10 protein-coding genes are annotated in these 12009 nt (G+C 74.1%); 5 read left to right on the top strand and 5 right to left on the bottom strand.

Annotation, left to right across the window (positions count from 1 at the left end):
- The first annotated feature begins 18 nt into the window (after nt 1–18).
- Nucleotides 19–441 carry an organic hydroperoxide resistance protein gene (locus tag ACZ6AQ_RS02660; protein WP_468756922.1) on the top strand — a complete coding sequence of 141 codons (423 nt, stop codon included), beginning with the start codon at nt 19–21 and terminating at the stop codon, nt 439–441.
- A gap of 140 nt (nt 442–581) precedes the next feature.
- On the top strand, nt 582–1397 hold the full coding sequence (locus ACZ6AQ_RS02655; RefSeq protein WP_468756920.1) for an EI24 domain-containing protein: 816 nt from the start codon (nt 582–584) through the stop codon (nt 1395–1397).
- A gap of 172 nt (nt 1398–1569) precedes the next feature.
- Here the strand turns inward: ACZ6AQ_RS02655 and ACZ6AQ_RS02650 are convergent, their stop codons facing one another.
- Nucleotides 1570–2544: a LysR family transcriptional regulator gene (locus ACZ6AQ_RS02650; RefSeq protein WP_468756918.1), complete on the bottom strand. Its 975-nt coding sequence runs from the start codon at nt 2542–2544 to the stop codon at nt 1570–1572.
- Nucleotides 2545–2679: 135 nt separating this feature from the next.
- Between ACZ6AQ_RS02650 and ACZ6AQ_RS02645 the strand changes: the two genes are divergently transcribed.
- Entirely contained in the window at nt 2680–4872 is a 2193-nt protein-coding gene (locus tag ACZ6AQ_RS02645; RefSeq protein WP_468756916.1) for a M4 family metallopeptidase, read from the top strand.
- A 91-nt stretch (nt 4873–4963) separates the two neighbouring features.
- Here the strand turns inward: ACZ6AQ_RS02645 and ACZ6AQ_RS02640 are convergent, their stop codons facing one another.
- Together ACZ6AQ_RS02640 and ACZ6AQ_RS02635 are read right to left on the bottom strand one after the other, a co-directional pair.
- Nucleotides 4964–5677: a carbon-nitrogen hydrolase family protein gene (locus ACZ6AQ_RS02640; protein WP_468756914.1), complete on the bottom strand. Its 714-nt coding sequence runs from the start codon at nt 5675–5677 to the stop codon at nt 4964–4966.
- A gap of 42 nt (nt 5678–5719) precedes the next feature.
- Nucleotides 5720–6295, bottom strand: a complete 576-nt coding sequence (locus ACZ6AQ_RS02635; protein WP_468756913.1) for a TetR/AcrR family transcriptional regulator — start codon at nt 6293–6295, stop codon at nt 5720–5722.
- A 155-nt stretch (nt 6296–6450) separates the two neighbouring features.
- On the opposite strand from ACZ6AQ_RS02635, the gene ACZ6AQ_RS02630 reads away from it, so the two are divergent.
- Nucleotides 6451–8889 carry a glycoside hydrolase family 3 protein gene (locus ACZ6AQ_RS02630; protein WP_468756912.1) on the top strand — a complete coding sequence of 813 codons (2439 nt, stop codon included), beginning with the start codon at nt 6451–6453 and terminating at the stop codon, nt 8887–8889.
- A gap of 59 nt (nt 8890–8948) precedes the next feature.
- Here the strand turns inward: ACZ6AQ_RS02630 and ACZ6AQ_RS02625 are convergent, their stop codons facing one another.
- Nucleotides 8949–9854, bottom strand: coding sequence for an SGNH/GDSL hydrolase family protein (locus tag ACZ6AQ_RS02625; protein WP_468756910.1), 906 nt, complete (start codon nt 9852–9854; stop codon nt 8949–8951).
- A 257-nt stretch (nt 9855–10111) separates the two neighbouring features.
- Between ACZ6AQ_RS02625 and ACZ6AQ_RS02620 the strand changes: the two genes are divergently transcribed.
- Entirely contained in the window at nt 10112–10606 is a 495-nt protein-coding gene (locus ACZ6AQ_RS02620; protein WP_468756908.1) for a DUF3145 domain-containing protein, read from the top strand.
- Nucleotides 10607–10672: 66 nt separating this feature from the next.
- Here ACZ6AQ_RS02620 and fabF read toward each other — a convergent pair whose 3' ends face one another.
- Nucleotides 10673–11935: a beta-ketoacyl-ACP synthase II gene (gene fabF / locus ACZ6AQ_RS02615; protein ID WP_468756906.1), complete on the bottom strand. Its 1263-nt coding sequence runs from the start codon at nt 11933–11935 to the stop codon at nt 10673–10675.
- Between the last annotated feature and the right edge of the window lie 74 nt (nt 11936–12009).

Raw genomic sequence — 12009 nt, 5'->3', positions numbered from 1 at the left:
CAGAAGGAAGTACCCGGCATGTCCATCCAGCAGTCAGACGTCCTCTACACCGCGATCGCCACCGCCGAGAACGGCCGTGACGGACGCGTCGCCACCGACGACGGCAAGCTCGTCGTCGTCGTCAACCCGCCCAAGGCCATGGGCGGATCCGGCGAGGGAACCAACCCGGAGCAGCTCTTCGCGGCCGGCTACAGCGCCTGCTTCCAGGGCGCCCTCGGAGTGGTCGCCCGCAACGAGAACGTCGACGTCTCCGGCTCGACGGTCACCGCCGAGGTCGGCATCGGCAAGAACGACGACGGCTTCGGCATCATCGTCAGGATCTCGGCCACCCTCCCGAACGTGGACGCCGAGACCGCCAAGAGCCTGATCGAGAAGGCCCACCAGGTCTGCCCGTACTCCAAGGCGACCCGGGGCAACATCACGGTCGAACTCGCCGTCTGATCCCGGACGCGCGACGGCACACGAGGGCCGCACCCCGACCGGGGTGCGGCCTTCGCCGTCCCCGGCCTTCGCCGTCCCCGGCCCCCGCCGTGCCTGTCCCCGTCCCTGGCCGGGGCGGGGTGGGCCGATAGGGTGAACCCATGCGTGATCTCGGGGTGGGTTTCGGGTATCTGGTACAGGGCCAGAAGTGGGTCGGCAAGCACGGACGGTGGTTCGGGTTCGGGCTGTTGCCCGGACTCGTGACCCTCGTCCTCTACGCCGGCGCGCTCGTCGGGCTCGGCTACGCAGCCGACGACCTGGCCGCCTGGGCGACCCCGTTCGCCGACGACTGGTCCTCCCCCTGGATCGATGTCCTCCGGGGCACCCTGACGGGGCTGGTCTTCGTCTTCGGGCTCTTCCTCGCCGTCATCACCTTCACCGCCGTCACCCTCCTCGTCGGCCAGCCCTTCTACGAATCGCTCTCCGAGGAGGTCGACCGCAGCGAAGGCGGCGAGGTGCCCGAGTCCGGGCTCCCGCTCTGGCGCGAACTGTGGATCTCGGCCCGGGACAGCCTGCGGATCCTGGTGCGGGTCGCGTTCTACGGAATCCTGCTCTTCGCCTGCGGCTTCATCCCCGTGGCCGGTCAGACCGTCGTCCCCGTCATCGGCTTCTGCGTCTCCGGCTTCTTCCTCGCCGAGGAGCTGACCTCCGTCGCGCTCCAGCGCCGCGGTGTCGAATTCAAGGAGCGGCTGGGGCTGCTGCGCGGTCGCCGGACGGCCGCACTCGGCTTCGGCGTCCCCCTGACCCTCGCCTTCCTCGTGCCCTTCGTCGCCGTCCTCCTGATGCCCGGAGCCGTCGCCGGTGCCACCCTGATGGCCCGTGACCTGAGGGGGGAGACCCCGGCAGGGAAGCGGGACGGCGAGGACGGGAGGGAGAGCGGCCGCGAAGCCGGCCACCCGGTCCCGGGCCAGGGGTGACCGGACGGTCGCCACGACCGCCGAGGCCGTGAGCACCGAAGCCGTGAGCGCCGATGCCAGGAGCGTGGACGACGGCGGGTCCAGGCGCGTCCACGGTGCCGTCTGCCGCCACCCGGCCGGGGAGCCCTCCCCCGAATGACCCCGGGGCGCCGTACGGCCGCGCCCGGCCCCGTCAGTCCTCGCGGAAGTCCCCGAGGACCGGGTGCAGTTCGGGCCGGGCGTCCCACCACTCCCGGTGGAAGGCGTTGGTGCCGACGCCCGCCAGGTACGCCTCCGCCGCCGCCCGGTACAGCAGCTCCGCGTGCCGGGCGGGCACCGCCGCCCGGTTCCACGCCAGCCGGATCCGTCCGCTGACCGGATCGCCCTCCAGCGGCCGCAGCACCGTCCCCTCGGCCGGCGGCGCCGTCGGCTGGCTCAGCGAGACCGCCCGGCCCGCCGCGATCAGGTCGTAGTGCATCTTGCGGTCCGCCACCCGGTGCCGCAGCAGGGGGGCGAACCCGGCCCGCGCGCAGGCCGCGGCCAGCGCCTCCGGACCGCCGTCGTCGTCCTCCACCAGCGTCATCCAGGACTCGCCCGCCAGCTCGGCGAGCGAGATCCGCTCCTTGCCGGCCAGCCGGTGACCGGCCGAGAGCCGCACGCAGAACGGCTCCCTGGGGACCAGCGTCCGGGCCGTGACGCCCTCCGGCAGCGCCACCTCGTGGTCGTTGACCTCCCCGTACAGCACGGCGTCGTACCGGCCCGCGCCCAGCTGCCGGGTCAGCGTGGTCGCCGAGTGCTCCACGGTCACCGCGATCTCCCGCCCCGCCAGGACCTCTTCGAGCCGTTCCATCAGCCGGTCCACCAGGACGAGCAGGATGCAGCCGAGCCGCAGCGGGGCGTCCGGCGCGACGGCCCGCGCCCCGGCCGCGAGCGCGTCCATCTCGCCGAGCACCAGACGCGCCTTGGCCAGGACGAACTCGCCCAGCGGCGTGGGCTCCACCCCGGTGTGCCCGCGCAGGAACAACGCGCCGCCCGCCACCCGCTCGATCCGCCGCAGCTGCGCCGAGAGCGCCGGCTGCGAGACCCCGAGCCGCACCGCCGCACGCCCCAGGCTGCCCGCCTCCGCTATCCGGCAGACGGCTTCGAGATGCCTCAACTCCAGCTGCATTCCGGCAGCGTACGCAGCGCCGCACGGGCGCACCATAACCCGCGTCTTATGCCGTGTGGGATGTCCCGGGCCGGTCGCGCACGCCCCCATACTCGGCGCGACGATCCGTCTCCCCCACCTCCGAACGGAGCAGGCGTGCATCCCTCAAGACTCACGGCGGCCGTGGCCGCGCTGGCGCTCTCGGCGAGCCTCGCGACCGCCCTCGCCGGGACCGCGGGCGCGGCCACGCAGGCCCTGCCCGCACCGCCCGGCCAGGGCCGGTCCCTCGCCCTGGCCGCCGCCGACGACGCGGCGGCCGGCGGTCTGGACGAACTGCGGCACGGCGCCGACGAAGACCTCGTCCGCACCTCCGTCACCCCCTGGGCGAACGGCCTGTACTACGCCGCCTACGAGCGCACCTACAAGGGCCTCCCGGTCGCCGGCGGCGGCGACGCGGTCGTCCTCACCGACTCCACGGGCGCGGTCCGCGAGATCACCGGCGACAGGGTCCCCGCGATCTCCCTCGCCACCACCACGGCCCGGGTCCCCGCCGCCGCGGCCCTCGCCACCGCCCGGAAACAGCTCGCCTCCGTCGAGTCCGCCGGCGCCCCCGAACTCACCGTGCTCCTCAAGGACGGCAGGGCCGTCCTGACCTGGCACACCCTGGTCGTCGGCCGGACCGCGAAGGGCGCGCCCAGCTCCCTCGACACGTACGTCGACGCCCGCACCGGGGCCGTCGCGCGGTCCACCGAGAAGATCCTGCACGCCGAAGGGCGCGGCTATCACAACGGCAACGTCACCATCGACACCGCCGCCGGCTCCATGACCGACACCACCCGCGGCTCCTTCAAGTGCGGCGGCCAGGGCGGCAGCGCCTACACCGGCACCCCGCCGTGGGGCAACAACGGCGCCAACGACCTGGTGACCGCCTGCGTCGACATCATGTACGCGGCGCAGAAGGAACACTCCATGCTCAAGGAGTGGTTCGGCTACAACGGCCAGAACGGACAGGGTGGCATGGTGCCGGCCCGCGCCGGGCTGAGCGAGGTCAACGCGTACTACGACGGCACGAAGACCACCTACGGCCGCAACCAGAACGGCACCAACCAGCTCACCGGCATCGACGTCGTGGCCCACGAGTACGGCCACGAGATATTCGACCGGACCCCGGGAAGCGCCGGCTCCTCCAACGAGAACGGCGGCCTCAACGAGTCCACCGGCGACATCTTCGGCGCGCTCACCGAGCACTACGCCGACAACCCGAACGACACCCCGGACTACACGGTCGGCGAGAAGCTGAACTTCACCGGCAACAACAGGCCGATCCGGTACATGTACAACCCCTCCCTGAACAACAACGACCCCAACTGCTACCCCCAGCTCTCCTCCGGGACCGAGGTGCACGCGGCGGCCGGCCCGCAGAACCACTGGTTCTACCTGCTCGCCGAGGGCTCCAACCCGGGCGGCGGCAAGCCCAGCAGCCCCATATGTTCCGGCGGCCCCTCCTCGGTGACCGGCATCGGCGTCCAGAAGGCCGGCAAGATCTTCATGGGCGCCCTGCTCCTGAAGACCTCGTCCTGGAACCACCTCGCCGCCCGCAGGGCGACCCTGACCAGTGCCAAGAACACCTACGGCAGCGCCGAGTGCAACGCCGTAAAGGCCGCCTGGAACGCGATCGGGGTCCCCGCCCAGTCCGGCGAGACCGACTGCGGCGGCACCACCAACCCCGACTTCACGCTCTCCCTCGACCCGTCCTCGGGCTCGGTCCAGCCGGGCGGCGCCGTCAGCTCCACGGTCGGCACGAGCACGACCGGGGGCACCGCGCAGACCGTCCAGCTCTCCGCGAGCGGCGCCCCGAGCGGCGTCACCGTCTCCTTCAGCCCCTCCTCGGTCACCTCCGGCGAGTCCGCCAAGATGTCCGTGGAGGTCGCGGCGGGCACGCCCAACGGCACGTACCCGATCACCGTCACCGGCACGGGTTCCACCACGCACACCGTCACCTACCAGCTGACGGTCGGCACGACGACCCCGCCCACCGGCTGCGACGGCGCCCAGCGCACGTACCGGGGCAGCCTGGCCTCGGGGCAGACCGCCGTCCAGCCCGACGGTTCGTACTACTACGCGGCGACCGCGGGCACCCACACGGGCTGCCTGCGCGGACCGGCCGGCCAGGACTACGACCTGTACCTGCAGAAGTGGAACGGGTACGGCTGGACCGACGTGGCGGTCGGCGGCACGGAGACCGCCGACGAGAACACCAGCTACTACGGCACCGCGGGCTACTACCGGTACGTGGTCCACGCCTACAGCGGCTCCGGCGCGTACACGCTGGGCCTGAGCGCCCCGTAGCGGGCCGGGGGTCCCGCCCCACGGGGACCCGCGCCGGGCGGCCGACCCGACGGCCGCCCGGCGTCCGCGCGCCCGGTCCCGCGCCGGGGAATCAGCCGACCTCGGCGAGGACGAACCCCGGCCGGTCCGGTCCCGCGTCCGCGAGCCGTTCCCCGTCCGGCCCCCAGACCCCGGCGCGGCCCAGCCCCACCCCGTCCTCGTTGGACCCCAGGACGTTGCCGACCACCACGTACAGGCCGAACTCCCGGGCCCGTACCGGGTAGACCTCGGTGAACGAGTCGTTGCCGGCGGTCAGCACCGAGCTCGCCAGGTACACCGCGCAGCCGTCGGCGGCGGCCCGCCCGGCGACTTCGGGGAAGCGGTTGTCGTAGCAGGTGGCCGTCGCGAACCGGATCCCGTCGAGCGCGAACCGCCCGTCCGCCGTCCCCGGCGCGAAGACCTCCCGTTCGATCCCGTACAGGTGCCGCTTGTCGTAGCGGGCGAGGAGGCCGCCGTCCGGGCCGGTCACCAGCGTGGTGACGCCGGGCCGCCCGTCCGCCGTCCGCACCGGCCCGTTGACCACGGCCGCCGCCGACACCGCCCGGCACGCCTCCCGCACGGGCGCGAGCCGGGGGTCGTCCTCGGTGAGGACCAGGCCGGGGGAGTCCCGTACCAGGGTGGGCTCGTACCCGCTGAGGCAGAGTTCGGCGAAGACGACGACCCGGGCCCCCGCCTCCCCGGCCGCCCGGACCAGGCCGGCGACGGTCCGCGCGTTGGCGTCGATGTCCCCGGCGACCGGGGCGAACTGGGCGGCTGCGACGATCATGGACCCCATCATCCCGCCCGGCGGGCCGCACGGGCCACGGGGTTACGAGGGGGCTCCGCCGCCGTGCAGCAGCCGTACGAAGTCCCGGAAGGCGCCCGGCATGTCGACCGCCGACGGGTCCAGGAGCCACTGGTACTGGAGGCCGTCCATCACGGCGGTGAGCAGCGGCGCCGCGCGCTCGGGGGTCAGGCCGCCGGGCAGCCGGTCGCCGAACTCCAGGCGCAGCACCTCCGCCATGTGCGCCCGCACCTGGGCGTACCGCCCGGTGAAGAACTCCCGCGCCGGATGCCCGTCCGTGACGCTCTCGCCGAGCAGCGCGGAGAAGGTCTGCACGATCCCGGGGCGCACGGCGTTGTACTCCACGAGGGCGTCGAGCAGGTCGAGCCGCCAGCCCTCGCGGCCGGGTCCGCCGCTCGTGTCCCAGCGGTCCCGCTCCTCCAGGACCGCGACGAGCAGGGCCTCCTTCGTCGGGAAGTGGTGCAGGAGGCCCTGCTGGGTCAGCCCGACGCGTTCGGCGACGGAGCCGAGCGAGGCGCCCCGGTAACCGCGCTCGGCGATCACTTCCAGGGCGGCACGCACGATGTCCGCGCGCCGCTCCTCGCTCCTGGTCCGCGCCATCGCGGGGCCTCCTTCCGCGGGTCCGTCCGGACAGGACCGTACCCCTCCGGCGTCCGCGCCCCCACCGTTGATAACGGAACGGCAACTTCACCTACCTCGCTACAGGTGAAGGGGTGCACGATGGGGCCCCGGTGCGTCGACGAGGAGGTACGGCCGTGACGGAGACCCGTGCGGAGTCCGTGAGGGAGGCGGCCGTCGAGGCGGCGCTCGGCAGGCTCGGCCTGGACGCCAAGACCCGATTGCTCTCCGGCCGGGACATGTGGTCCCTGCCCGCCCTGCCGGAGATCGGCCTGGCCTCCCTGGTCATGTCGGACGGACCGGTCGGCGTGCGGGGCGTCCGCTGGACCGCCGACGACCCCTCCGTGGCCCTGCCCTCCCCGACCGCGCTGGCCGCCGCCTGGGACCCCGCGCTCGCCCGCCGGGCCGGCCGGCTCCTCGCCCAGGAGGCCCGCCGCAAGGGCGTCCACGTCCTCCTCGCCCCCACCGTCAACCTGCACCGCAGCCCCCTCGGCGGACGCCACTTCGAGGCGTACAGCGAGGACCCCCTCCTCACCGGCGCCATCGGCACCGGCTACGTCCTGGGCGTCCAGGACGGCGGCGTCGGCACCACCGTCAAGCACTTCGTCGCCAACGACGCCGAGACCGACCGCTTCACCGTGGACAACCGGGTCGGCCCGCGCCCGCTCCGCGAGCTCTACCTCGCCCCCTTCGAGGCCATCGTCGCGAACGCCCGTCCCTGGGGCGTCATGACCGCCTACAACCGGGTCAACGGCGTGACCATGACCGAGCACCACCGGCTGGTGAACGAGGTCCTGCGCGGCGAGTGGGGCTTCGACGGCCTCAACGTCTCCGACTGGATGGCCGCCCGCTCCACCGCCGCCTGCCTGCGGGGCGGCCTCGACGTCGCCATGCCCGGCCCGGTCACCGTCTACGGCGAGGCCCTGGCCGCCGCCGTCCGCGCCGGCGAGGTCGAGGAGTCCGCCGTCGACGCCGCCGTGCGCAACGTCCTGCGCCTCGCCGCCCGCGTCGGCGCCCTCGAAGGCGCCCCGCCCGCCGTGACCACGCCCCCCGCCCCGGTCGACGGCGACGCCCTCGCCCGCGAGATCGCCCACCGCGGCGCCGTCCTCGTGCGGAACGAGAACGGCGCCCTGCCCCTCGCCGCCGGGACCACCGTCGCCCTCTCCGGCGCGGCCGCCCGCGACGCCCGCGTCCTCGGCGGCGGCTCCGCCCAGGTCTTCCCCGACCACGTGGTCTCCCCGCTCGACGGACTCGCCGCCGCCCTCCCCGAGGGGGCCCTGACCTACGCGGTCGGCGCCGACCCCAGCGACGAACTCGCCCCCGCCGGGCAGGGCTTCACCCTCCGCGCCCGCTGCCGGGACGCCGCCGGGAACGTGCTGGGCGAGAGCGCCCTGCCGCACGGGCAGGTCCAGTGGATCGGCGGCGACCTGCCCGACGGCGTCACCCACGAGGCCCTGGCCTCCGTCGAGATCACCGGCACCTTCACCCCGCGCGAGACCGGCGAGCACGCCTTCGGCACCCGGGGCCTCGGCGCCTTCACCCTCACCGTCGCCGGCGAGACCGTCTTCGACGGCGTCCAGGCCATGGGCGACGAGACCGACCCCTTCGAGGCGTTCTTCGGCTCCCCGGTCGAGCGCGGCCGGGTCGCGCTCACCGCGGGCGAGACCGTCGGGGTCTCCCTGCGCCACACCCCCGACAAGGAGCTCGCGGCCCCGCTGCCGGCCGTCGCCTTCTCCCTCGTCCACCTCGGTCCGCGCCGTGACCCGGACGAACTGATCGCCGAAGCCGTCGGGGCCGCCCGCGCCGCCGACACCGCCGTCGTGGTCGTCGCCACCACCGAACGCGTCGAGTCCGAGGGCTTCGACCGCGAGGACCTCGCCCTCCCCGGCCGTCAGGACGACCTCGTCCGGGCCGTCGCCGCCGCCAACCCGAACACCGTGGTCGTCGTCAACGCCGGCTCCCCGGTCGAAATGCCCTGGCGCGACGACGTGGCGGCGATCCTGCTGAGCTGGTTCCCCGGCCAGGAGGGCGGCGCCGCCCTCGCGGACGTCCTCACCGGCGCCGAGGAGCCCGGCGGCCGCCTCCCCACCACCTGGCCCGCCGCCCTCGCCGACGCCCCCGTCACCACGACCACCCCCACCGGCGGCGCGCTCGACTACGGCGAGGGCGTCTTCATCGGCTACCGCGCCTGGGACCGGACCGGCGCCGTCCCCGCGTACCCCTTCGGCCACGGCCTCGGCTACACCGACTGGTCGTACGACTCCCTGGTCGCGGGCCCCGGCACCGTCACCGTCCGGCTCACCAACACCGGCGGCCGGCCCGGCCGCGAGACCGTCCAGATCTACCTGGCGCCGCGCCACGACACCGCCGCCCGCCCCCGCCGCTGGCTCGCCGGCTTCGCGAGCGTCACGGCGGCCCCCGGCGAGACCGTGGAGACCACGATCACGCTGCCCCGCCGCGCCTTCGAGGTCTGGGACGAGGAGAAGCACGACTGGATCCCCGTCCCCGGGGCATACGACGTGGGAGCGGCGCGCTCCCTCGCCGACGTGCGTCTGACCGCCACCCTGGAGATCTGACCCCGGCGGGCCCCCGGACGGGCCCCGGAGCGGAACCTGACATCCGCTCCGGGGCCCCCTCAGCGCTCCGTGATCCGCCGGTACGCCAGCTCCGCGAGCCGCGCCTGGCCGTCCCGGCTCGGATGGAACCGGTCCCAGGGGCTCAGCTGCCCGGCGCCGAAGCGGAAGCCGTGCACCGCCCCGCCGTCGTACCGGCAGCGCTCGTCCCCGGCGCACACCTCCGCCAGGGCCCTGTTGTACGCCACCACCCGCTCCGACACCGTCGCGCGACGCCGTTCCGCCGCGGGCCCCAGGTCCGCCGCGTCCGCCAGCATCGAGCCGCAGACCCCCAGCTCCCAGATCCGCAGCCCGGCCGCGTCGAGCCGGCCCGTCGCCCACAGCCGCTTCAGGTCCGGCACGCTCGCCACGTACACCTGGGCCTTCGGCGCCGCCGCCCGCAGCCGGGCGAGCGCCGAGGCGAAGGAGGCGCGGAAGTCCGCGACCGGCGTCATCAGGTCCGGCGTGGGCCGGCAGGCGTCGTTGGCGCCCATCAGCACGGTCACCAGCTCCGGCTTCCGGGCCGCCGCGGCGGCCATCTGCTCCGGGAGCTCCGCCATCCGCGCGCCCGTCCGCGCCAGGTTCCAGCTGTGTCCGGCCACCCGCTCCGGGCCCAGGAGGCGCAGTGCCAGGCTGTTGACGCCGGGGTCCGTCCCGGTCGCCCAGGACGCCTCGGGGCAGTCCGCGAGGAGCGAGCAGGCGTCGAAGGCGCGGGTGAGGGAGTCGCCCACGGCCGCGACGGAGGCGGGGGAGGTGTCCCACGGGGACGTGGGCGTGGGAGTGGGCGTGCGGGTGGGCGCGGGTGTCGCCGTCCGGCTCGGGGCCGCCCCCTCCGGCGCCCCGGACGAACATCCGGCCACCGCTCCCGCGCACAGCAGCGCCGCCGTCGCGGCGGCGACGGCGGTACGGAAACGGCGTCGCCCGCGCATCCCCGGCCCCTCCTTCGGCGTCCTGGCGGGTGAAAGCTTCGTGTGCACCCGCTCGGGACCGACCGTACGTCACCCCGGCGACGGCGCGGCACGGTAGCTTTTCCCCGTCGAACCAGAGGCGCCCTCCCCGACCGGCTCCGGTAAATTACGTCACGTCACAAACTGTCCCCTTTCAGGCGATTTGTGAAGATCTGCTCCTGATGATGTTTACTGAGGCCGCTGGGAAAGGCGAACCTCGTCCCACACTGGAGGTCCCGGTGACGACACGTGGAGTCCTGTACGTTCACTCCGCACCGCGTGCGCTCTGCCCGCACGTCGAATGGGCGGTGGCGGGCGTCCTCGGTGCGAGGGTCCAGCTCGACTGGATCCGCCAGCCGGCGTCCCCCGGCACCTGGAGAACCGAGCTCTCCTGGCAGGGCCGGACCGGCACCGCCTCCAGCCTGGCCTCCGCCCTCCGCGGCTGGCGGATGCTCCGCTTCGAGGTCACCGCGGAGCCCTGCCCCACCGCCGAGGGCGAGCGCTACAGCGCCACCCCCGAGCTGGGCATCTTCCACGCCGTCACCGGCATGCACGGGGACATCCTGGTCCCCGAGGACCGGCTGCGGGCCGCCCTGGCGCGCTCCGCGCAGAGCGGGACCCCGCTGGAGGCCGAGATCGCCGGACTCCTCGGCAAGCCCTGGGACGACGAGCTGGAGCCCTTCCGGTACGCGGGCGAGGGCGCCCCGGTCCGCTGGCTCCACCAGGTCGTCTGAACGGCCCGCTGACGCGCGTGAGGCCCGCCCCCGTGACGGGGGCGGGCCTCACGCGGACGACGCGGCTCAGACCGTGCGGAACGCCAGGACCACGTTGTGGCCGCCGAAGCCGAACGAGTTGTTGATCGCGGCGATCGTGCCCTGCGGCAGCTCGCGCGCCTCGTCGCGGACGATGTCCGCCCCGACCTCCGGGTCGAGGTCGTCGATGTTGATCGTCGGCGGGGCGAGCCGGTGGTGGAGCGCCAGGACCGTCGCGACGGTCTCGATGCCGCCCGCGCCGCCCAGGAGGTGACCGGTCATCGACTTCGTCGCGGAGATCGCGACGTGGTCCAGGTCGTCGCCCAGGACGCTCCGCAGCGCCTTGATCTCGGCGACGTCGCCCTGCGGCGTCGACGTGGCGTGCGCGTTCAGGTGGGCGACCTCGGCCGGCTTCAGGTCCGTCGAGTCCAGCAGGTACCGCAGCGCGGCGGAGATGCCCCGGCCGGTCGGCTCGGGCTGCGCGATGTGGTGGGCGTCGGACGACACGCCCTGGCCGAGGACCTCGCAGTAGACCCGCGCGCCGCGCGCCCGCGCGTGCTCCTCGGACTCCAGGATCACGACGCCCGCGCCCTCGCCGAGCACGAAGCCGTCCCGGCCCGTGTCGTACGGACGCGACGCCTTCTCCGGCTCGTCGTTGTTCTTCGACATCGCCATCATGTTGGCGAAGGCGGCGATCGGCAGCGGGTGGATCGCCGCCTCGGTGCCGCCGGCGACGACCACGTCGGCACGGCCGGTGCGGATCATCTCGACGGCGTAGCCGATCGCCTCGGCGCCCGACGCGCACGCGGAGACGGGGGTGTGGACGCCCGCCCGGGCGTTCACCTCCAGACTCACGTTGGCGGAGGGGCTGTTGGGCATGAGCATGGGCACGGTGTGCGGGGAGACGCGGCGGACGCCCTTCTCCTTCAGCACGTCGTACTGGTCGAGCAGCGTGATGACGCCGCCGATGCCGGAGGCGATGACGGAACCGAGCCGCTCGGGCGCGATCTTCTCGTCCTCGCCGGCCGGGGCGGTGTAGCCCGCGTCGGCCCACGCCTCGCGGGCCGCGATCAGGGCGAACTGCGCCGAGCGGTCCAGCTTGCGGGCGAGCGGGCGGGGCAGGACGTCACCGGGGTCGACGGCGGCCGTCGCGGCGATCCGGACGGGCAGTTCGGCGAAACGTTCTCCCTCGAGGGGACGGACGCCGGAGCGCCCCGCGATCAGACCTTCCCAGGTCGATGCGGAGTCGCCACCCAGCGGTGTGGTTGCGCCGATACCGGTGACGACCACGGTGCGATTGGTCGAGCTCACAGGAATTCTTTCTCCATGTGTGTGATGGTCGAAATACGGCGCCACCGCCGGGTGGCTGACCGGGTCAGCGAGGG

This window comes from Streptomyces sp. NPDC041191 (assembly GCF_055591945.1).
Note: the sequence above shows the minus strand (reverse complement) of the source record. Positions and strands in the feature narration are given on the sequence as shown.